A 21,455-nucleotide genomic window follows, 5' to 3' on the forward strand; every position below is an offset into this window, starting at 1 on the left:
CGATGGGGCAGGCTTTCGACGCTGAGCGCGTTGGTGGTCACGCCGCGCGGGTGATGAACTGGCAAGCCTTGCGGCCTGCCAGGGTTTTATTATCAGTGAGAACCGGCGTTCGGGTGCTGTTTATGCTTGCTGACAAAGCCCAGCAGCAGACACATCACAAACACCACCGCATAGAGACCGTTAGCGGTTAGCAGCGCGGCGTGCGCGCCACCCTTTTCAACAATCGGGCCGGTCACGACGAACGTCAGCATGGTTCCGACGGTGCCGCAGGTCAGGATGAAGTTCACCAGCTTAGGTGAGGAGACCCGGGTTTGCAGAGAGCCGAGGGTAATGATGGTGGTATAAATTGCGCTGGAGAAGAAGCCCAGGCTGATCATTATCCACTTCAGCATCGCGGCATTCTCACAACTGACAAACCAGTACATCAGCAGCGTAGCCGCCAGCGCCAGCACGGTCAGAATACGCTGCGGGTCAAAGAAGCGCAGTATGGCGCTAAAAATCCACATGCCAATCATGTATGAAGTCCAGAAATTACCGACCAGGCCGCCCGCCTGCGTAATGTCCATCCCCATACTTTTGGTAGCATACTGTGGTACCCAGCCGATAAAGCCCAGCTGTCCCAGGATATAGCAGAGGGCGGCAACGGAGAGAAATAGTACGCCGATACCCCATTTCTCTTTTTCAACCGTCTGGTGATTAGCTGCTTTTTTGCCCAGCACCGGAAACTCGAAGCAGAGCGCCAGAATAAAGATCGCGATGTAAATCACCCCGATACAGGCATACACCCAGTACCAGGGAAGCGACCGCGCCAGAATAGCGGCAGCGATAATCGGGAAGAGGGTTCCGGCCATGCTGAAGAACGAGTCGGTAAACAGCAGGCGCGATCCGCGCTGACGTCCTTCATACAAATGAGTGATGAGGAAGGTGCCAATGGACATCGTAATCCCGCTCACCACGCCCAGTACAAACATACAAAGTGAGAATACGCTCAGGCTGTGGCTGTTCATCAGCCCCAGCACCGCCAGCACCATCAGCACGAAGCCGAAAATCAGCTGGCGCTTCAGCGGGATAATCTCCATCAGCCAGGCATTGAGAAAAACCGCCGCCAGAATGCCCGCATTAAGGAAGGTGAAGGTGTTGCTCATCTGCGCAACGGGGAGGTGAAAGTAATCAGCAATATTTTCCAGTACCATACCGGTGACGATTACTACCGCGCCGGTAAGCGCATAGGAAAAAAAGCTGATCCAGGTGAGACCGATTCGATCGCGATTAGTCATAGTGGGAGCCTGCAAGTTATAGAGATCCTGGTACGCAAAACCTACGTATTTTCCGGAAGTGTAGCGATATTCGTGATCGGCTTAAATCAATAATGAAACATTTATTTTCATATTCATTGGATCCGTGATGAATATCACTCCACATCTGAGAGGGAAACGGTTGCGCAGTGATATTTCGCACGTAAATAAAAGTAAAACGCTGGCGCGTAACTAACCGCCTCTTTACAATCAATTTTGTTTTTCTGACCACCGCCCTCAGAAAGGAATTTTTCATGTTAAAACGCACTTTGGCAGCCGTCGCTACCGTACTGGCACTCTCCTCATTCTCCGTATCTGCACTGGCTGCGAAAGGGGATACCCATGTTCTGCTGACGACGTCAGCGGGAAATATTGAACTTGAACTGAACAATCAGAAAGCGCCCGTCTCGACGAAGAACTTTGTCGACTACGTTAACAGCGGCTTTTATAACAACACGCTTTTCCATCGCGTGATCCCCGGCTTTATGGTGCAGGGCGGCGGTTTTACCCCCGATATGCAACAAAAGCCCACCAGGGCGCCGATTAAAAACGAAGCGGACAATGGCCTGCTGAATAAGCGTGGAACCGTCTCGATGGCCCGCACCGCGGACAAAGACAGTGCCACCAGCCAGTTCTTTATCAACGTTGCCGATAACGCCTTTCTCGATCACGGTCAGCGTGACTTTGGCTACGCGGTGTTTGGTAAAGTGGTCAAAGGGCAGGATGTGGCCGACAAAATTTCCCAGGTTCAGTCACAGAACGTGGGTCCTTACCAGAATGTCCCGGTTAAGCCCGTCGTGATCCTCTCTGCTAAAGTGCTGCCTTAACAAACCCGACGCGCGTTCTACACCCCTCCCGCCCGCGTTCTCAGGGCAGTAAGCGCGGCCGTCAGGTCGCGTTTTGCTATCCAGGGCAAAGTGATAAACGGACAGGATGAAATGCGTAGAATAGCGGCGTCTTCATCCTGCCCGGAGCCTCTATGCTGCTGCTTATTGATAATTACGACTCTTTTACCTGGAACCTCTATCAGTATTTCTGCGAGCTGGGGGCGGAGGTGTGCGTCCAGCGCAATGATGCGATGACGTTAGGGCAAATTGAGGCGCTGCGTCCGCAGCATCTGGTTATCTCACCCGGCCCCTGTACGCCCAATGAGGCGGGGATTTCACTGGCAGCCATCCGTCATTTTGCTGGCAGGGTGCCGATCCTGGGCGTCTGTCTGGGGCATCAGGCCATTGCCCAGGCGTTTGGTGGCCGGGTGGTTCGCGCCCGCCAGGTGATGCATGGTAAAACCTCACCGGTTGAGCACCGCGACGGCGGCGTGTTTGCCGGGCTAAATCATCCTCTGACCGTTACGCGCTACCATTCACTGATTGTTGAGCAGGCATCGCTGCCCGCAGAATTTGAGGTGACAGCCTGGACGCTACGTAACGGCCAGCCCGATGAGATTATGGGGCTTCGCCATCGTGAGCTGCGGCTGGAGGGCGTGCAGTTTCACCCTGAAAGCATCCTTAGCGAGCAGGGACATCAGCTGCTGGAGAATTTTCTTAAGCCGTAAATTAAGTTGCCTTTGAATGGTTTTTTATGCATATTTTGTGACTAATATTTCACTTATTTGCAATGTAACAACAATGGGGTCACCGATGGCAGCAGAAAAATCAGCGGTAACGCGCGCGACGTTTGATGAGGTTATTTTGCCTGTTTATGCACCCGCGCAGTTTGTGCCGGTCAGGGGTAAAGGTAGCCGCATATGGGATCAGCAGGGCAAAGAGTACATCGACTTTTCCGGCGGTATCGCGGTTACCGCGCTGGGCCACTGCCATCCCGCGCTGGTTGAGGCGTTAAAAACTCAGGGCGAGACCCTGTGGCACACCAGCAACGTCTACACCAACGAGCCTGCGCTGCGTCTGGCCAGTAAGCTGATTGCCGCCACCTTTGCCGACCGCGTCTTTTTTGCCAACTCCGGCGCGGAAGCCAACGAAGCCGCCTTTAAGCTGGCGCGTTACTATGCCGCCAAACGCCATTCGCCCTACAAAAGTAAAATCATCGCTTTCCACAACGCCTTTCATGGCCGCACGCTGTTCACCGTTTCCGTCGGCGGGCAGCCGAAATATTCCGATGGCTTCGGGCCTAAACCTGCCGATATCGTCCATGTTCCCTTTAACGATCTCGCTGCGGTGAAAGCGGTCATTGACGACCATACCTGCGCTATCGTAGTGGAACCGATTCAGGGCGAGGGTGGCGTGATGCCCGCTACCCAGGCATTTATGCAGGGGCTGCGCGAACTGTGCGATAAACATCAGGCGCTGCTGGTGCTGGATGAAGTGCAGAGCGGCATGGGCCGCAGCGGCAAGCTGTTTGCCTGTGAGCACTATGGCGTGGTGCCTGATATCCTCACCACCGCCAAAGCCCTGGGCGGCGGCTTCCCGGTCAGCGCGATGCTGACCACCGATGAGATAGCGTCAACCATGTCGCCGGGCGTCCATGGCACCACCTATGGCGGTAATCCGCTGGCCTGTGCCGTGGCAGAGGCGGCGCTGGATATCATCAACACCGAGTCGGTGTTGAGCGGTGTGGAAGCGCGTCGCGAGCAGTTTGTTGCGGCGCTGACCGCGCTGGACGCTAAGCGGGCAGTCTTCAGTGATATCCGGGGCAAGGGGCTGCTGATCGGGGCCGCACTCAGGCCGGAGCATGCCGGTAAAGCGCGCGATATTCTTCATGCCGCGGCCGCTGAAGGGGTGATGATCCTTAACGCAGGAACCGATGTGCTGCGCTTTGCGCCTTCGCTGGTGATTGAGCCTGCCGATATTAAAGAGGGCATGGCCCGCTTTGCCCGGGCCGTAGAAAAAGCGCTATTCTGACGGCAGGAACCAGGAGGGGAGAGCATTGGCTATGGCTGAAACCCCCGCATTACGCTTGCCCGCTCCCCTCCCTCTTCTCTCTGTGCTTGCTGCCTTTCGTTTCAGGCGCCTTTTTTAAGCGGCGTGACAGCCAGCGTCCATGATGGGGTCTGTCGCGCCAGGCCAGCGATGAGATGGTGTGCATGACGCTGAGATGGTCAAGTATCCGCCTTACGTGTCGCTCCAGAATCGTGACCGGCCCCTGGTGGAAATCGCGCTGACCATCTTCCAGCACGTTGGTATCCGAGCCGGGACCATCATACTCCAGCCGCTGCTGACAGCGCTGAAGGGCGATTTCACAACTCTGCAGGTAGCGTTCGGCCAGCGCCGGGGTGAGCATCGTATGCTCACGGGCCAGAATGGTCATCGCGTTGATATGTTCAACAATAAACTGACTGTGCGTCACCCACAGCTTCATGTCTGTCAGGTAGTTTGAATCAAATCCCGGTTCCTGCATCGCCTGATTCAGAGAGTTAAACAGTGCGTTGTGCGCCTGATTGGCGCGCATACGCTGGTAAGCCAGTTTAACCGGATCCTGCTCGTTACCGAGCAGCATTTGCAGCGCATCCTGGTAGGTGCCCAGCGCGTCATGGGCATTTTGCCGCAGTAGCCCGCTTTGCCACTGGGGCCACAGCCAGATCATGCCGCCAAAGGCAATCATGCATCCCATTAGCGTATCCATCAGCCGTGGCAGCAGGAAGTCAGCGCCGTTCAGCGAGAGCAACTGTAGCGAGTACACGGCGGTTACGGTGAAACCAATCATCGCCCAACCGTAAAACTTGCGGATCACCAGGTAGCTGACCAGGGTGATTACCAGCATTATCGACAGCACCATCGCCTCAGGCGCGTGGAGTCGCAGGGCGACGGCGGCGATTATCAACCCCGCCAGCGTGCCGAGTGCACGGTGCTGGATACGTACGCGGGTGGCGCTATAGCCATTCTGGCTGACAAACATCACCGTCATCAGGATCCAGTAGGGCTTGGGCAGGTCGAAGAACATCGCCAGAGTACTGGCGAAAGTGAGCATCACGGCAAAGCGGGCGGCGGTCCGCAGGGCGGCAGATTTTAGCGACAGATAGCTTTTACAGGCGGCCAGCAGCGGCAGGCGACGCTGGCGATCGGCCATCAGGTCGCGCTGATACAAAGGGCGCTGCGTACGCAGTACGCGCGCAATGCGGCTGAAATGGTAGTAGCAGAACTGACCCACCGGATTATCACGGCTCCGACGGGCGATTTTTTCAAGTGCGCCGAGCGGCTTATCCATCACAAAGCGCTCCGGCAGCCGGTGGTAGAGAATGTCATCGGCCAGCTCCCGCAGTCGTGCGGCAATGGTTTGCGCGTTCCAGCGAATGACCGCTTCGGCATGGCTTTTTTCAACCAGCTTCTGCACCTCTTCCGGCTGATGCAGGCTGACGGAGATATGCTCCTGCAAATCCAGCGCAACCTGAAACGCGCGGATCAGACGTTTATGATGGCTGTCACGGTTGGCGGCCAGCATATGCATCTGCTGATAGCAGATGCCGATCAGATCGACGGCTTTTTGCTGGCGGGCCAGCAGCGGCGGCAGGGCCTTTTCGGGATCGGTCAGACGGGTAAGCAGGGTATATTTGGCTTCACAATAGTCGGCCAGCTCGCGGTACAGCAGGCTGAGGGTTTCGCGCATCGGCTGCTCTTTCCACAGCCAGAACCAGAACCAGTTAAATACGCCATACCAGATGGTTCCCAGCACGTAGAGCAGGGGTGGCTCCCATATCGGCATTCGACCGGCCAGGCTCAGGGTGAAGATGGCGGCGATAAGCGATCCGGGCAGCAGCCGGGCATGCAGTGGGCTGATTTCACCGGTGACGCCCAGCAGCATCGCCATAGCAAACAGAATCGCTGGCAGGGGAACGCTGTGCTCACCCAGGTACTGGATAAGAAAGCTGCTAAAGGCAAACAGGCTTCCGCCCACGATCAGGCGTTTGAAAAAGCGCTTATGCGGCGTATCCAGACCGGCATTGTTGCAGCAGGCAGGCACTAAGGAGAACAGCAGCCCCTTTTGCAGATCGCCTGACAGCCATCCTATTGCCACCGGTAAACAGAGCACCAGCGTCTGACGCAGGGCATAGTTAACCTCAGGATGATAAATCAGTCTGCGCCACATCGCTCCATACCAAATAAAAAAGGCGCAACGGAAGGTTGCGCCGGGGTGATCAGAGCCGGTTAGCGCGTGCCATAAACGACGATAGTTTTACCGTGTGCGGAGATCAGATTCTGATCTTCCAGCATTTTGAGTATGCGGCCCACGGTTTCGCGCGAGCAGCCCACTATCTGACCAATTTCCTGGCGGGTGATTTTGATCTGCATCCCGTCCGGGTGTGTCATTGCATCCGGCTGCTTAGCCAGATTCAGTAGCGTCTGCGCGATGCGACCTGTCACATCGAGGAAAGCTAAATTCCCCACTTTCTCAGACGTCACCTGCAGGCGACGAGCCATCTGCGAAGAGAGTCGCATCAGAATATCAGGGTTAACCTGGATAAGCTGACGGAATTTCTTATAGGATATTTCAGCCACTTCACAGGCGGTTTTCGCCCTGACCCAGGCGCTACGCTCCTGACCCTCTTCAAACAGGCCAAGTTCACCGATAAAGTCGCCCTGGTTAAGGTAGGAGAGGATCATCTCTTTACCTTCCTCATCCTTAATAAGTACCGCTACTGAACCTTTGACGATGTAGTAAAGCGTTTCCGCTTTCTCACCCTGGTGGATTAGCGTGCTTTTGGATGGATACTTATGAATATGGCAATGTGACAGGAACCATTCAAGAGTCGGGTCTGTTTGCGGTTTGCCGAGAACCATTCGCGATTATCCTCTGTTGTCATCATGCCTAAACACAGGGGCAGAGTTCCCTGTCAGGCGTTGAAATAGTGACGCGTTTCCCCTCAGGGAAATTATCCCGAACCCTGTCGCAGGCCTGGGTCGTTATGTTGTGCCGTTTCGTCATGCTTGTAGAGTACGAACGAAATTATTACAGCTTTGTTTGTAGCACAGCTTGGAACGAGTGTCTTGTGTTGTCTCGCTTCAGCATGGTGTGAAAATTGTTGCATTGCCGTTTTTGTTGCTGAAGCGTAATCTGGCGTTAACTGAATGACTTAGAGGGATTTGTTATGCAAGCACGTGTTAAATGGGTGGAAGGGCTCACCTTTTTGGGAGAATCCTCATCGGGGCACCAGATATTAATGGATGGTAATGCGGGCGATAAGGCACCCAGCCCAATGGAAATGGTGCTGATGGCGGCCGGCGGCTGTAGCGCCATTGATGTGGTGTCAATCCTGCAAAAGGGACGCCATGACGTGGCTGACTGCGAGGTCAAACTAACTTCCGAACGCCGGGAAGAAGCACCCCGTCTGTTCACCCATATCAACCTGCACTTTATTGTTAGCGGTAAGGGCCTGGAGGAAAAAGCCGTTTCCCGCGCCGTCGACCTGTCGGCAGAAAAGTATTGCTCCGTCGCCCTGATGCTGGGCAAAGGCGTTGAAATCACCCACAGCTTTGAAGCAATTGAAATTTAATCCTCACCCGCCCCAGCGGGTGGGGCTTATCGCGCGGTAGCGCAAACTCCCTTTCCCTTTCCCTTTAGCGCTTAATGCGCGGTGTCTCAGACGATCTTTTTCCCTTCAATCAGACGCCTGACCAGCGGCCCCATTATCAGCTCCATCGCCAGCCCCATTTTGCCACCTGGCACCACCAGCGTGTTGATTTGAGAGATAAACGCGCCCTGGAGCATCGACAGGAGATAAGGGAAATCAATATCCTCCAGCGCCTGGAAATGGATAACCACGAAGCTTTCATCAAGCGACGGGATACCGCGTGCGGCAAATGGATTGGAGGTATCCACCGTGGGGACGCGCTGAAAGTTGATGTGGGTACGCGAAAACTGCGGGGTAATATAGTTGATGTAGTCCTCCATCGAGCGCACTACGGAGTCCATCACCGCCTCGCGGGAGTGTCCCCGCTCGCTGGTATCGCGCACCAGCTTCTGGATCCACTCAAGGTTAACGATCGGCACCACGCCGACCAGCAGATCGACATTTTCCGCAACGTTGTGCTGCGGTGTCATTACGCCACCGTGTAAACCTTCATAAAACAGCACATCGGTTGGCTCGGGCAGCGGTTGCCAGGGCGTAAAGGTGCCCGGCACCTGGTTCCAGGGTACTGCTTCATCGTAGGTGTGCAGGTATTTACGCGACTGGCCGCTGCCACTGCGGCCATATTCGGCAAACGTATGCTCCAGCAGGGAAAAATCGTTAGCCTCGGGGCCGAAATAGCTGATATGGCGTCCCATATCACGCGCTTTACGAATGGCCATATCCATTTCAGGGCGCGTAAAGCGGTGGAAGCTGTCACCTTCAACTTCAGCGGCATTGAGATTAAGCTGCTGAAAAATTTTGCGGAAGGCCAGGCTGGTCGTCGTGGTTCCCGCACCGCTGGAACCCGTTACGGCAATCACAGGATGTTTGGCTGACATGGCTAACGACTCTCTAAGAAAAACGCATCAAGGCGGCATTGGTAACACGATTTGCGCCCGGGTGTCACGCCCGGTCACGATCGCTAACCTTTAATCCTGCCGCGCGGCATAATATTCACCGTCTCGTGGAGCTCGGACCAGACCAGCACGGCTTCACCAGTGATGAGCTGGCGGCGTACGTCCTCTACTTTCTGCGCCAGTGAGCGCTCCTGCTCGCCATAGTCGGTGCCTTCTCTCAGCACAAAAGATTCGATCAGGTTATCCAGCGTCTCTGCGTCCAGCTCTTTCCAGGGAATAATCACGTTAGTTGTCCAGCCAGGTTGAAAGCCATTCGGGGATGCGCCGCTCCAGCCACATGTCTGGGCTGCGCAGGGTCCCCCCAACAAATCCTACATGCCCGCCGTGCCGGGTTAGCTGATACTCCACCGCCGGGGGCAGCAGGTCAGGCGCGGGAATAACCTCATCAGTCATAAAAGGGTCGTCCCGGGCATGAATAATTAATAGCGGCTTGCGTACGCCGGGCAGCCGCGGCATAGCGCTACAGCGTTGATAATAGTCCGTCGCGTCAAGAAAGCCATGGGCAGGCGCGGTGATGGCGTTATCAAAGTCACGCAGCGTTTTTAATGCCGTAAGCCCGGGCAGGTCAACCGGCAGCGTGCCCGGCCATGCGCGTAGCTTTCTTCCGGCATTTTGCTTTAGCAGGTTAAGCAGATAGCGCTGGTATACGCGTGACAGCCCCTGTTCCAGCTTCCTGCTGCACGGCTCAAGCATCAGCGGCGCGGAGACCACCACCGCGGCATCAATCAGGCAATCTTCTCCCTGTTCTCCCAGCAGGCAGGCGAGCATATTTCCCCCCAGCGAAACGCCAACGGCCGCAGTTGGGACGCGGCCCCACTCCTCGCGCAGCCACTGCATAAAATAGCCTGCGTCGCTGGTTTCGCCCGAATGATAAATCCTCGGCAGGCGGTTTGGTTCGCCGCTGCAGCCGCGAAAATGCATGACGACGCCGAGCCATCCGCAATCGCGGAATACCTGAAGTAGCCCGTGCGCATAGGGGCTGGTAAAGCTGCCCTCCAGCCCGTGAAACAGGACCACCCTGGGTTTATGCCGTGCCAGCGCCGGATTTTCACTCCAGGCCAGATCGACGAAGTCGCTGTCCGGCAGAGTCAGCCGCTGCCAGTGGGGCCGCAGGGTGATACGGCGGCGAATCAGCCGCGGCAGAAGCGTTTGCAGATGCGCATTACTCATGCCCGGCAGGGCACAGAAATGGCTCGCCGGGGGACGATTAAAATTCATATTCAAAATGCTTGTAGGATCTCTGTCACATTGTTAGCTTCAACACGTCTGCTTTTTTCAGGGGGTGAGGGGCACCCATATCATATGGAACTGAATTTATTTTTATCCATGCTCGGCTTTCTGTGGGTTGCTGCGATTACGCCAGGCCCTAATAATATGTTACTCACCGCCTCCGGCGCCAATTTTGGTTTTTTGCGCTCGCTATGGCTGTTAATCGGCATCATGATCGGTATGCAGGTCATGTTGCTGCTGGTGGCCTTCGGCGTCGGCGGATTGCTTCTGCTTTATCCCTCCCTCCACCTTATCCTGAAAATTGCCGGTAGCGCTTATCTTCTCTGGCTGGCATGGAAAATAGCGACCGCGAAATATGAAAAACTGGACCCCGGTGACGGCCCGGCTTCACCGATGCCATTCTGGCAGGGGGGGCTGTTGCAGCTGGTTAACCCAAAAGCCTGGCTAATGGCGTTGGGTGCGGTGGCAAGCTTCAGCCTGGCCGGTGAGGCCTATCGCGCTTCAGTCATCGCCATCAGCGCGGCAATGGCACTGGTGAATGTGGTTTCTGGCGTTATCTGGCTGGGTTTCGGGACGCTGATTGGGCGTATTCTGCACAGCCGCAGGGCCTGGACGATTTTCAACGTCTTTATGGGCTTACTGACTGCCGCCTGTGTGCTGCTGATTTGGCACTAAATAAACGCGCGTAATCCCGCTGTACGTTGTTGCCGCTAGTGAGTTTAATTATTGAGTCGGTGGGTGTTGAGGCGGGGGTGCGACGTTACCCCGCCGTTGCCCGGCATAAGGTATTAAAGGGCCGTGTAAAATGTGATCCAGACGATACTAATGGATATTAATCGCAGATTAACAGAGGTCTGAAATCATTGAGGTGATCATAAATCCTGTTAATAAAAATCCATTATAAATTCATTGAGAATTCATCGGGAATTCATTGAAACTTCATTAGAGATATTACTAAAAATAGTTTTTAATCTCAGGTCCAATCTGGCTCAGCCAGAGCGACGCCATGGATGCGTATAGCCGATCGATAATCAGAATAAAGCCAGTTGAATTAGAAATAACGCGGTGCTAGCTTCACCTGACTTTTCCGTTATCCCTTTGGGGGTATTATGCATGCGCGTATTAAACATCTCGACGGGATGCGTGGTTTAGCTATTCTTCTGGTCATTGGTTACCATGCCTATGTGCGATGGGAGGCGTTATTACCTTATTCCCATATTACAAAGCACATTCCTGTTTTCTCCTTCGGCTGGCTCGGCGTTGAACTGTTTTTTATGATTTCGGGATTTGTCATATTTATGACGCTGGACAAATCCGACAGTTACCTCAGCTTTTTGAGAAAACGCTGGCTGCGTTTATTTCCGGCGATGCTGATTGCCAGCCTGCTGCTCTACCTGGCAGGGGGCCTGTTCCCGGAATGGACAGACATCGCGCCCCATGCAAAAAATCTGCTGCCCGGGCTGATTTTCATCAACCCTGAAACGCTTTCTCAGATTAGTGGTACAGAATTCAAATCGTTAGCGGGCTCTTTCTGGTCGCTTTACGTTGAGGCACTATTCTATGTGATTATCGGCGCCGTCTATTTTACGCTGGGAAGACGGTACTGCTTACCTGCGCTGCTGGTAGCGATGCTGCTGTTATCCGCCTCTTCGGTGCTGAAATCATTAGGGCATCCCGGTTTTATCGATGTTATTTCAAAGTTTGGCTTCATCCATTATTCATGGTTTATGATGGGTTGTCTGGTCTATGAAAGGATGCACAATCGCGATAAATTGTTTCACTACGCGTTAGTGGTACTCGGGATGTTAATCAATTTCAGCTATTATGTAAAAAATGCGGGTGCGATAACCCTGCTTCCACTGCTATTAGTTATGGTGTTTTTTATTGCCAGTTTTTATTCAAAATGGCTGGAGCGAATACTGTCCGTACGATTCCTGACGGCGATGGGTTTTGCCAGTTATGCGTTCTATTTGCTGCATGAAAATCTGATGATTGGCTCGCTGATAAAAATCAACCGCTACATTACCAACGAGTGGGTGATGCTGCTGATGCCCATTGTGGTGGCGACCGCACTTTATTACATTGCGTTTCTGATCAGTCAATATGCTGAACCGGCGCTACGAAACAGGTTGAAAAGCTGGGGGATGCCCGCCACAAAAGCAGGTACAGGGGTGTAAATTACCCTTTCTGCAAAGCTATCCTGCTTTTCTTCTAAGCAAAAATAATTATAAGCGATACTTTTTAATTACTTTATTGCCATCGCTGCTCTCGGTACAAAGAGGTTATTCAACGAATAACAATGACAACCGGAGCAGGGCAATGGCGCGTAAATTCTCACTCTCACTGATAGCAGCGGCACTCTCACTTTCGGCTTTCACGGCGCAGGCGGTCGACGTCACCGTGGCGTATCAGACCTCCGCCGAGCCCGCCAAAGTGGCGCAGGCCGATGGCACCTTCGCCAAAGAAAGCGGGGCGAAGGTGGACTGGCGCAAGTTTGACAGTGGTTCAAGCGTCGTACGTGCGTTAGCCTCCGGCGACGTACAGATTGGTAATATCGGCTCCAGCCCCCTGGCCGTAGCCGCCAGCCAGCAGGTGCCGATTGAGGTTTTCCTGCTGGCGTCACAGCTGGGGAATTCCGAGGCGCTGGTGGTAAAAAAATCCATTCACAGCCCGAAGGACCTGATTGGTAAGCGCATCGCCGTTCCCTTTATCTCCACTACGCACTACAGCCTGCTATCAGCGCTGAAGCACTGGGGTATTAAACCCGACCAGCTTCAGATCGTTAACCTCCAGCCACCCGCTATTGCAGCCGCCTGGCAACGCGGCGATATCGACGGCGCTTACGTCTGGGCGCCTGCCGTAAACGAACTGGAAGAGGATGGCAGGGTCCTGACGGATTCCGCGCAGGTCGGCAAATGGGGATCGCCAACCCTTGACGTCTGGGTGGTGCGTAAAGATTTCGCGGAAAAACACCCTGAGGTGGTCACCGCATTTGCCCGCAGCGCGCTCACCGCGCAGAAAGGCTACCTTGATGACCCGGATCGGTGGCTGAAAGAGGGCGATAACCTCAGCAAGCTCTCCCGCCTGAGCGGCGTACCAGAGCAGCAGGTGCCGGACCTCGTGAAGGGCAATACTTATCTTACCGCACAGCAGCAGGTGCAGGAGCTGGCTCAGCCGGTAAATAAGGCCATTGTCGATACGGCGAAATTCCTCAAGGATCAGGGCAAAGTTCCGCAGGCGTCCAGCGATTACAGCAGCTATGTCACCGATCGGTTTGTTAAACAAGTTGCTGAGTGATTAAGGGGTTCTCATGCTTGCAGTCTCACATCTGACAGCCCGTTACAACGACCATCCTGCGCTGGAAGATATCACGCTCTCCATCGCCGCCGGAGAGCTGGTGGTGGTGCTTGGACCTTCAGGCTGTGGCAAAACCACGCTGCTTAATCTGGTCGCCGGTTTTCTTCCGGCGGAGTCCGGCAGTATTACGCTGGACGGTAAAGCCGTTACCGGCCCCGGTGCTGAACGCGGCGTGGTGTTCCAGCATGAAGGTTTACTGCCGTGGCGAAACGTGCTGGATAACGTGGCTTTTGGGTTACAGCTGGCGGGCATCGGGAAAAATGTGCGGCGCGATCGGGCCAGGGCAATGCTCAGAAAAGTGGGGCTGGAGGGGGCGGAAAAGAAATTTATCTGGCAGCTCTCCGGCGGGATGCGTCAGCGGGTAGGCATCGCCAGAGCGCTGGCGGCCGATCCGCAGCTGCTTCTGTTGGATGAACCTTTCGGCGCGCTGGATGCGTTTACCCGCGAACAGATGCAGGAGCTGCTGCTCAATCTCTGGCGCGACAGCGGCAAGCAGGTGCTGCTGATTACTCATGATATTGAAGAGGCGGTGTTTCTTGCCAGTGAGCTGATTCTTTTATCGCCGGGGCCGGGACGCATTATTGAGCGGCTCTCTCTGGACTTCGGCCGCCGTTATGCATGCGGTGAACCCTGCCGGGCGATTAAGTCCGATCCGGCGTTTATCGAGCGCCGGGAGTATGTTCTCAGCCGCGTATTTCAACAGCGAGAGGTGTTTTCATGAGTCTTGTTACCAGTGAAAACACCGGCGCCGACCGCACCCGGCTGCGCTGGCCCTTTAGTCGGCAACTGACCCTTAGCGTCGTGACGTTGCTGGTCCTGCTGGCCCTGTGGTGGGGCGTCACCGCCCTGAAGCTGATTGCGCCGCTGTTTCTTCCTGCCCCGCAGCAGGTCTTTCATCAACTGCTGACCATTGCCAGTTCAAAGGGGTTTATGGATGCCACCCTGTGGCAACACCTTGCGGCCAGCCTGACCAGAATTGTTATCGCGCTGCTGGCGGCGGTACTGATTGGCGTGCCGGTAGGGATAGCGATGGGGCTGAGTGAAACCGTGCGTGGCATCCTCGATCCGCTGATTGAGCTCTACCGCCCGGTGCCGCCGCTGGCCTATTTGCCGCTGATGGTTATCTGGTTTGGCATTGGCGAAACGTCGAAAATTTTGCTGATTTATCTGGCCATTTTCGCCCCGGTGGCGATGTCTACGCTGGCCGGCGTGAAAAGCTCTCAGCAGGTTCGCCTGCGTGCCGCCCAGTCACTGGGTGCCAGCCGCTGGCAGGTTTTATGGTACGTCGTATTGCCGGGCGCGCTGCCGGAGATTTTAACCGGCCTGCGTATCGGGCTGGGCGTAGGCTGGTCAACGCTGGTCGCGGCAGAGCTTATTGCCGCCACGCGCGGTCTGGGATTTATGGTGCAGTCAGCCGGTGAGTTTTTAGCAACGGATGTGGTCCTCGCGGGTATCGCCGTTATTGCCCTGATTGCCTTCACACTAGAGCTGGGCCTGCGCAGCGTGCAGCGCCGTTTAACCCCCTGGCATGGAGAAAATTTATGAACGAACGTCTGACGATTACCGCGCTGGGCCCGTATATCGGCGCACAGGTTTCAGATATTAATCTGGCCCTGCCGCTAAGCGATGCGCAGTTTGAGCAGCTGTATCACGGGCTTATCCGCCACCAGGTGCTGTTTTTCCGCGATCAGCCCGTGACGCCGCAACAGCAGCGCGCCCTGGCGGCCCGTTTTGGCGATCTGCATATCCATCCTGTTTACCCTCATGCGCCGGACGTAGAGGAAATTATCGTGCTGGATACTCACGATAATAATCCGCCGGATAATGACAACTGGCATACCGACGTCACTTTTATCGAAACGCCGCCAGCCGGAGCGATTCTGGCCGCGAAACGGCTGCCGGAAAGTGGAGGGGATACGCTGTGGGCCAGTGGGATTGCCGCTTACAATGCGCTTTCTGAACCCTTTAAGCAGTTACTGAGCGGTTTACATGCCGAGCATGATTTTAAGAAGTCGTTTCAGGAGTACAAATACCGCAGCAGCGAGGAAGAACATGCGCGCTGGAAGCAGGCGGTGGAGAAAAATCCGCCCTTACTGCACCCGGTGATCCGCACCCATCCGGTCAGTGGAAAAAAGGCGCTGTTCGTCAATGAAGGCTTTACCACCCGCATTGTCGATCTCAGTCAGAAGGAGAGCGACGCACTGCTTAACTTCCTTTTTGCCCATATCACGAAGCCGGAGTTTCAGGTGCGCTGGCGCTGGCAGGAGAATGATATCGCCATCTGGGATAATCGCGTGACGCAGCATTACGCCAACGCCGATTATATGCCCGCCCGGCGTATCATGCATCGCGCGACGATCCTGGGCGATAAGCCGTTTTCATGAACGGTTAAAAATGGCTAACGCCGTAGTTAAGGTGATTAGCCATTTTACCCAAGCATCTGTTCTAAACGCTCCTGCGCGTCCAGCCATGTCATTTCGCACGCTTCCAGCGAGGATTTCGCCTCCGCCTGCTGTTTTAATACCGCGGTCAGGTCTGCTTTGCGCGCCTGCTCGTAAAGGGCAGAGTCGGTGAGTTTCTCTTCGGCATCCGCCAACTGCGCATTCAGCTTTTCCATCTGCTTTTCCAGCTTTTCAATCTCTTTACGCAGCGGCTGTGTCTGGGTACGAAGCTCAGCTTCGCGGCGTTTTTGATCCTTTCTGGCCTGCGCGCTGTTACCGCTCTCCTGTTTAGGTTCAGCGGTCGCCGATTGCCTTTGCAGATCGCTCAGCCACTGCTGGTAATCTTCCAGATCGCCATCAAATGCCTCGACGTTGCCGTCGTGCACCAGATAGAGGTCATCCGTGGTCGATCGCAGGAGGTGACGATCGTGCGACACCACCACCAGCGCCCCTTCAAAATCAATCAGAGCTTCGGTCAGCGCCTGGCGCATATCGAGATCGAGGTGGTTGGTGGGCTCATCCAGCAGCAGCAGGTTCGGCCGCTGCCAGACGATCAGCGCCAGCACCAGACGGGCTTTCTCTCCGCCGGAAAACCGCTCGGTTTTTTCCGTCACCTTGTCGCCCTGGAAACCAAAGCCGCCCAGGTAATCACGCAGCTGCTGTTCAAGGACCTTTGGCGCCAGCCGTGCCAGATGTTGGAGCGGGGATTCATCCGCACGTAAAAATTCAAGCTGATGCTGGGCGAAGTAACCCAGCTTGATGCCTTTCGCCAGGCCAATATTGCCCTTAAGCGGCGCCAGCTCGCCTGCCAGCATCTTAATTAGCGTCGATTTACCCGCACCGTTACGACCCAGCAGCCCAATACGCGAGCCGGGCACCAGGTTGAGCTTGATCGAATTCAGGATGATGCGATCGCCATAGCCCGCGGTCACTTTTTCCATATCCAGCAGCGGGTTGGGCAGGCTTTCCGGTACGCGGAAGCTGAAGGTGAAAGGATTGTCGACATGAGCGGGGGCGATCATCTCCATCCGCTCCAGCATTTTGATGCGACTTTGCGCCTGTTTAGCTTTTGTGGCTTTCGCTTTAAAGCGGTCAATAAAGCTTTGCAGATGGGCAACCTTCGCCTGCTGGTTCTCGAAAAGCGACTGCTGCTGCGCCAGTCGGGTCGCGCGCTGGATCTCGAAGGCGCTGTAGTTGCCGGTATATTCGTAAATGGATCCTTGTTCAATATGCAGAATTTTGTCGACAACCGGATCAAGAAAGTCGCGGTCGTGCGAAATCAGAATCAGCGTGCCCTGATAGCTTTTCAGCCAGCGCTCAAGCCAGATCACCGCGTCGAGATCGAGATGGTTAGTCGGCTCATCAAGCAGCAGCAGGTCGGAACGACAAATCAGCGCCTGGGCCAGGTTAAGGCGCATCCGCCATCCGCCGGAGAAATCACTCACCGGGCGCTGTAGCTGCTCCTGAGAGAAACCCAGTCCGTTAAGCAGGCTGGCGGCGCGGGACTGGATGGTCCAGGCCTGAAGCGCATCAAGCTTGCCGTGAAGTATGGCAATGGCGTGACCATCGTTGATTTCATTGGCGTGTGCCAGTTCGGCTTCAAGCTGGCGAAATTCGCGATCGCCGTCGATAACATACTCAATGGCGGGCACCGACAGCGCTGGTGTCTCCTGGTTTACCCAGGCGAGCGACCAGTTGCCCGGGTAGCTGTAGCTTCCGGCGTCGGCGCTTATCTCGTTCTTAAGCAGCGACAGCAGCGTGGATTTACCGCAGCCATTTTTACCGACCAGACCCACTTTCTGACCGGGGTTAATGGTGGCAGTGGCGTTATCCAGCAGTACGCGGACACCGCGTCGAATTTGTAACGAGGAGAAGACAATCATAAGCGCCGTAATATGTAGAATATGTTAAATTGAGCCATCAATTGGATATCGGAATCCTGGATTCCGTTGCGTCGAGCATGGTAGCGGAATTTGCCCGCCGTGACGACGATTTGGAGGGGAATGATGTTGCAGCCGCCTAAAGTTTTGCTGCTATATGCCCACCCGGAATCACAAGACTCGGTTGCTAATCGCGTTTTGCTGGAGCCGGCCCGGCTTTTGCCACAGGTCACGGTGCATGACCTTTATGCGCACTACCCCGATTTTTTTATTGATATTCATCGCGAGCAGCAGCTATTGCGCGAACACGACATCATCGTCTTCCAGCACCCCCTGTACACCTACAGCTGCCCGGCGCTGCTGAAGGAGTGGCTGGATCGCGTGCTTTCTCGCGGCTTTGCCAGCGGCCCGGGCGGCAACGTGCTGGAAGGGAAGTACTGGCGCAGCGTGATTACCACCGGCGAGCCAGAGGCTGCCTACCACCAGGAAGGGCTGAACCGCTATCCCATGTCGGACATCATGCGCCCGTTCGAGCTGACCGCCCAGATGTGCCGGATGCACTGGCTGACGCCGATGATTATCTACTGGGCACGGCATCAGACACCCGACGTGATGAAAAACTATGCGCGAGCGTATGCACACTGGCTCGAATCCCCTTTACCCTATGGAGGTATTTGAATGGAAGGACAAACCCTCCTGACGGCCGGCGTGGTCTATCTGTTTGCCGCAGTGGTTGCGGTGCCTCTGGCCGCGCGATTGGGTATTGGGGCGGTGCTGGGCTATCTGCTGGCGGGTATTGCGATTGGCCCCTGGGGCCTGGGCTTTATCAGCGACGTGGAAGAGATCCTGCACTTCTCCGAGCTGGGCGTGGTTTTTCTGATGTTTATCATCGGGCTGGAGCTGAAACCCTCCAAGCTTTGGGAACTGCGCCGCTCCATCTTTGGCGTGGGTGCCGCTCAGGTCATTTTCAGCGCGGCAATTCTCGGCGGGCTGCTATGGCTGACGGACTTTTCTTGGCAGGCGGCTACCATCGGCGGTATCGGGCTGGCCATGTCCTCGACGGCGATGGCGCTCCAGCTGATGCGGGATAAAGGCATGAACCGCAATGAGTCGGGCCAGCTCGGCTTTTCGGTCCTGCTGTTTCAGGATCTGGCCGTTATCCCGGCGCTGGCGCTGGTCCCGCTGCTGGCAGGAAGTGACAGCGGGCATACCGACTGGATAAAGATAGGCATGAAGGTGCTGGCCTTTGCCGGCATGCTGGTCGGGGGGCGCTATCTGCTGCGGCCAATATTCCGCTATATCGCGGCATCCGGCGTCCGTGAGGTGTTCACCGCCGCCGCCCTGCTGCTGGTGCTGGGGTCGGCGCTGTTTATGGACGCGCTGGGCCTTTCCATGGCGCTGGGTACGTTTATCGCGGGTATCCTACTGGCCGAAAGTGAGTATCGTCACGAGCTAGAAATTGCCATCGATCCCTTCAAGGGTCTGCTGCTAGGGCTATTTTTTATCTCGGTGGGCATGGCGCTCAACCTTGGCGTGCTTTATACCCATATTATCGAAATTCTGATTGGCGTGGTGTTGCTGGTGGCGGTGAAAGCGGGGGTACTCTATCTGCTGTCGCGGATTTACGGCCTGCGCAGCTCCGAGCGCCTGCAATTTTCCGGCGTACTTAGCCAGGGCGGCGAGTTTGCCTTTGTGCTGTTTTCCGCGGCTGCAACGGCCCACCTGTTTAGCGGAGACCAGATGCCTCTGCTGCTGGTTACGGTAACGCTCTCAATGATGACCACGCCGCTGTTGTTGCAGGGCGTGGATAAAATCCTCGAGAAGCGCTTCAACGAGCCGGATGAAAACGAAGAGAAACATTTTGTCGAGGATGATAAGCCCCAGGTGATTGTGGTGGGGTTTGGCCGTTTTGGACAGGTGGTTGCGCGGTTGCTGATGGCCAATGAAAAACGGATTACGGTACTTGAGCGCGATATCAGCGCGGTCAGCCTGATGCGCAGATACGGTTATAAAGTATACTACGGTGATGCGAAGGAGTTAGAGCTGCTGCGCGCCGCCGGGGCTGAAACGGCGCAGTCAATAGTGATAACCTGTAACGGACCAGAAGATGCCATGGAGATAGTCCATCTCTGCCAGCATCATTTTCCGCATCTGCAAATTCTGGCCCGGGCAAGGGGCCGCGTGGAGGCCCATGAACTTCTTCAGGCTGGCGTCACGCAGTTTTCCCGTGAAACCTTTTCCAGCGCGCTTGAGCTGGGACGTAAGACCTTAATGACGCTGGGCATGCATCCCCATCAGGCTTTTCGTGCGCAGCAGCATTTTCGCCGACTGGATATGCGTATGCTGCGTGAGCTGATGCCGAATCATGCGGACAGTCAGCAAATTTCGCGCGTAAAAGAAGCCCGTCGCGAACTGGAAGATATTTTTCAGGCAGAAATGCAGCATGAGAAACGGCAGTTTCACGGCTGGGACGAATATGAATAGGACATGTTATGCGTAAACGATTTATTGCCGGAGCAACCTGTCCAAAGTGCCAGGCCAAAGATACGCTGGCGCTGTGGAAAGAGAATAATGTTGATGTCGTTGAATGTGTTAAGTGTGGGCATCAGATGCGGGAAGCGGATAAACAGGCCAGGGGCCAGGTTCGCGAAAATGAACAGGTGATAGGAATTTTTCATCCTGAGTAGCGTTATGGCTCAGCTTTTTTTAAGCTGTGTCTTACAGCGGCGTTGAAATTCGTTACCATCGACGCAATTTAAAGCCTTACAGGTTGGCAAAAGGCCAACATTAAAAGGGCTCAAAGCTCTCAACGGTTAGGAGTAATCATGAAAGTAGCAAAAGACCTGGTGGTCAGCCTGGCCTACCAGGTACGTACAGAAGACGGTGTGTTGGTTGATGAGTCTCCGGTGAGCGCACCGCTGGACTACCTGCACGGTCATGGTTCCCTGATCGCCGGTCTGGAAAAAGCGCTGGAAAACCACGAAGCGGGTGACAAGTTTGAGGTGAACATCACTGCAGACGAAGCCTATGGTCATTACGACGACAACCTGGTTCAGCGCGTACCGAAAGATGTTTTTATGGGCGTTGACGAGCTGCAGGTTGGCATGCGCTTCCTGGCGGAAACCGATCAGGGCCCGGTGCCGGTGGAAATCACCGAAGTTGAAGACGAGCACGTAGTGGTTGATGGCAACCATATGCTGGCGGGTCAGAATCTCAACTTTAACGTTGAAGTGGTCGCCATTCGTGAAGCCACGGCTGAAGAACTGGCCCATGGTCACGTTCACGGTGAAGACGATCATCATCACGATCACGACCATGAACACGGTAAAGGTGGTTGCGGGGCTGGCGGCTGCGGCTGCCACTGATCGTCTTATGACAATCATTAAAAAGGGGCTTCGGCCCCTTTTTTGTGTCTGTCACAGCGGTTGGGCGTGCGCTTAGTAGTGCGGAGGTGGGATCTCTTCCGACTGTGAGGCGATCATTGAGGGTGCCGCTGATTTTAGCTTATCGGTCAGCAGACGCATCTGCTCGCGCAGGCGGCCCATCTCCAGCTCATGTTGAATCACCGTTTGATTCAGCTCTTCAATGGTATGCTCCTGAAAGGCCAGCCGACTTTCCAGCATCTCCATTCGCTCTTCAAACAACGCCTGTTGCATACTTTTTCCTCTCATGACGGCTTTGCGGCCTGGATTGCCCGAATCGTCTGATTCTAACGGTAAAGATGAGCCCGAAGTAGGGATAATCGCCTTAATTTCTGCCGGATGGTTGAAAAC

22 protein-coding genes are annotated in these 21,455 nt (G+C 55.1%); 14 read left to right on the forward strand and 8 right to left on the reverse strand.

Annotated features, from left to right (window positions below):
- Positions 1–92: 92 nt before the first annotated feature.
- A complete protein-coding gene (gene tsgA / locus ACLRGG_RS07350) occupies positions 93–1,277 on the reverse strand; it encodes an MFS transporter TsgA (protein WP_416249107.1) in 1,185 nt (394 codons plus the stop codon).
- 272 nt (positions 1,278–1,549) lie between these two features.
- Here tsgA and ppiA point away from each other — a divergent pair, with 272 nt between their 5' ends.
- The 3 genes from ppiA (at position 1,550) to argD (ending at position 4,153) form a co-directional block, all read left to right on the forward strand.
- On the forward strand, positions 1,550–2,122 hold the full coding sequence (gene ppiA, locus ACLRGG_RS07355; RefSeq protein ID WP_416249108.1) for a peptidylprolyl isomerase A: 573 nt from the start codon (positions 1,550–1,552) through the stop codon (positions 2,120–2,122).
- Positions 2,123–2,274: 152 nt separating this feature from the next.
- Complete coding sequence (locus ACLRGG_RS07360; protein ID WP_416249109.1) at positions 2,275–2,850, forward strand: aminodeoxychorismate synthase component II; 576 nt, start codon at positions 2,275–2,277, stop codon at positions 2,848–2,850.
- A gap of 85 nt (positions 2,851–2,935) precedes the next feature.
- Positions 2,936–4,153, forward strand: a complete 1,218-nt coding sequence (gene argD, locus ACLRGG_RS07365) for a bifunctional acetylornithine/succinyldiaminopimelate transaminase (protein WP_416249110.1) — start codon at positions 2,936–2,938, stop codon at positions 4,151–4,153.
- A gap of 49 nt (positions 4,154–4,202) precedes the next feature.
- Here argD and ACLRGG_RS07370 read toward each other — a convergent pair whose 3' ends face one another.
- Together ACLRGG_RS07370 and crp are read right to left on the reverse strand one after the other, a co-directional pair.
- Positions 4,203–6,335: a YccS/YhfK family putative transporter gene (locus ACLRGG_RS07370; protein ID WP_416249111.1), complete on the reverse strand. Its 2,133-nt coding sequence runs from the start codon at positions 6,333–6,335 to the stop codon at positions 4,203–4,205.
- A 59-nt stretch (positions 6,336–6,394) separates the two neighbouring features.
- Positions 6,395–7,027, reverse strand: a complete 633-nt coding sequence (gene crp / locus ACLRGG_RS07375; RefSeq protein WP_000242758.1) for a cAMP-activated global transcriptional regulator CRP — start codon at positions 7,025–7,027, stop codon at positions 6,395–6,397.
- 308 nt (positions 7,028–7,335) lie between these two features.
- Here crp and ACLRGG_RS07380 point away from each other — a divergent pair, with 308 nt between their 5' ends.
- Positions 7,336–7,740, forward strand: a complete 405-nt coding sequence (locus tag ACLRGG_RS07380; protein WP_067709888.1) for an OsmC family protein — start codon at positions 7,336–7,338, stop codon at positions 7,738–7,740.
- An 86-nt stretch (positions 7,741–7,826) separates the two neighbouring features.
- On the opposite strand, the gene ACLRGG_RS07385 is transcribed toward ACLRGG_RS07380, so the two are convergent.
- From ACLRGG_RS07385 to ACLRGG_RS07395, 3 genes are all read right to left on the reverse strand, one after another.
- Entirely contained in the window at positions 7,827–8,696 is an 870-nt protein-coding gene (locus ACLRGG_RS07385) for a phosphoribulokinase (RefSeq protein WP_416249114.1), read from the reverse strand.
- 83 nt (positions 8,697–8,779) lie between these two features.
- Complete coding sequence (locus ACLRGG_RS07390; protein WP_416249115.1) at positions 8,780–8,998, reverse strand: YheU family protein; 219 nt, start codon at positions 8,996–8,998, stop codon at positions 8,780–8,782.
- Between the two features lies 1 nt (position 8,999).
- Positions 9,000–9,992 carry a hydrolase gene (locus tag ACLRGG_RS07395; protein WP_416249116.1) on the reverse strand — a complete coding sequence of 331 codons (993 nt, stop codon included), beginning with the start codon at positions 9,990–9,992 and terminating at the stop codon, positions 9,000–9,002.
- 84 nt (positions 9,993–10,076) lie between these two features.
- Between ACLRGG_RS07395 and ACLRGG_RS07400 the strand changes: the two genes are divergently transcribed.
- The 6 genes from ACLRGG_RS07400 (at position 10,077) to tauD (ending at position 15,745) form a co-directional block, all read left to right on the forward strand.
- On the forward strand, positions 10,077–10,679 hold the full coding sequence (locus ACLRGG_RS07400; RefSeq protein ID WP_416249117.1) for a LysE family translocator: 603 nt from the start codon (positions 10,077–10,079) through the stop codon (positions 10,677–10,679).
- Positions 10,680–11,113: 434 nt separating this feature from the next.
- Entirely contained in the window at positions 11,114–12,181 is a 1,068-nt protein-coding gene (locus ACLRGG_RS07405) for an acyltransferase family protein (protein WP_416249118.1), read from the forward strand.
- 142 nt (positions 12,182–12,323) lie between these two features.
- Complete coding sequence (gene tauA / locus ACLRGG_RS07410; RefSeq protein ID WP_416249119.1) at positions 12,324–13,301, forward strand: taurine ABC transporter substrate-binding protein; 978 nt, start codon at positions 12,324–12,326, stop codon at positions 13,299–13,301.
- Positions 13,302–13,314: 13 nt separating this feature from the next.
- Positions 13,315–14,082, forward strand: coding sequence for a taurine ABC transporter ATP-binding subunit (tauB, locus tag ACLRGG_RS07415; RefSeq protein WP_416249120.1), 768 nt, complete (start codon positions 13,315–13,317; stop codon positions 14,080–14,082).
- A complete protein-coding gene (gene tauC, locus ACLRGG_RS07420; protein ID WP_416249121.1) occupies positions 14,079–14,906 on the forward strand; it encodes a taurine ABC transporter permease TauC in 828 nt (275 codons plus the stop codon). The genes tauB and tauC overlap by 4 nt, the downstream gene beginning before the upstream one ends.
- Positions 14,903–15,745: a taurine dioxygenase gene (gene tauD / locus ACLRGG_RS07425; RefSeq protein ID WP_416249122.1), complete on the forward strand. Its 843-nt coding sequence runs from the start codon at positions 14,903–14,905 to the stop codon at positions 15,743–15,745. The genes tauC and tauD overlap by 4 nt, the downstream gene beginning before the upstream one ends.
- A 44-nt stretch (positions 15,746–15,789) precedes the next feature.
- On the opposite strand, the gene ACLRGG_RS07430 is transcribed toward tauD, so the two are convergent.
- Entirely contained in the window at positions 15,790–17,685 is a 1,896-nt protein-coding gene (locus ACLRGG_RS07430; protein ID WP_416249123.1) for an ABC transporter ATP-binding protein, read from the reverse strand.
- Between the two features lie 123 nt (positions 17,686–17,808).
- Here ACLRGG_RS07430 and kefG point away from each other — a divergent pair, with 123 nt between their 5' ends.
- From kefG to slyD, 4 genes are all read left to right on the forward strand, one after another.
- On the forward strand, positions 17,809–18,360 hold the full coding sequence (gene kefG / locus ACLRGG_RS07435; RefSeq protein WP_416249137.1) for a glutathione-regulated potassium-efflux system ancillary protein KefG: 552 nt from the start codon (positions 17,809–17,811) through the stop codon (positions 18,358–18,360).
- Positions 18,361–20,166 carry a glutathione-regulated potassium-efflux system protein KefB gene (gene kefB / locus ACLRGG_RS07440; protein ID WP_416249124.1) on the forward strand — a complete coding sequence of 602 codons (1,806 nt, stop codon included), beginning with the start codon at positions 18,361–18,363 and terminating at the stop codon, positions 20,164–20,166.
- 8 nt (positions 20,167–20,174) lie between these two features.
- Complete coding sequence (locus tag ACLRGG_RS07445) at positions 20,175–20,369, forward strand: YheV family putative zinc ribbon protein (protein ID WP_067709912.1); 195 nt, start codon at positions 20,175–20,177, stop codon at positions 20,367–20,369.
- Positions 20,370–20,507: 138 nt separating this feature from the next.
- On the forward strand, positions 20,508–21,047 hold the full coding sequence (slyD, locus tag ACLRGG_RS07450) for a peptidylprolyl isomerase (protein ID WP_416249125.1): 540 nt from the start codon (positions 20,508–20,510) through the stop codon (positions 21,045–21,047).
- A 72-nt stretch (positions 21,048–21,119) separates the two neighbouring features.
- Here the strand turns inward: slyD and ACLRGG_RS07455 are convergent, their stop codons facing one another.
- Positions 21,120–21,338, reverse strand: a complete 219-nt coding sequence (locus ACLRGG_RS07455; RefSeq protein ID WP_416249126.1) for a SlyX family protein — start codon at positions 21,336–21,338, stop codon at positions 21,120–21,122.
- Positions 21,339–21,455: the final 117 nt, after the last annotated feature.

This window comes from Erwinia sp. PPS120 (assembly GCF_047918655.1).
Taxonomy (GTDB): Bacteria; Pseudomonadota; Gammaproteobacteria; order Enterobacterales; family Enterobacteriaceae; genus Erwinia; species Erwinia tasmaniensis_A.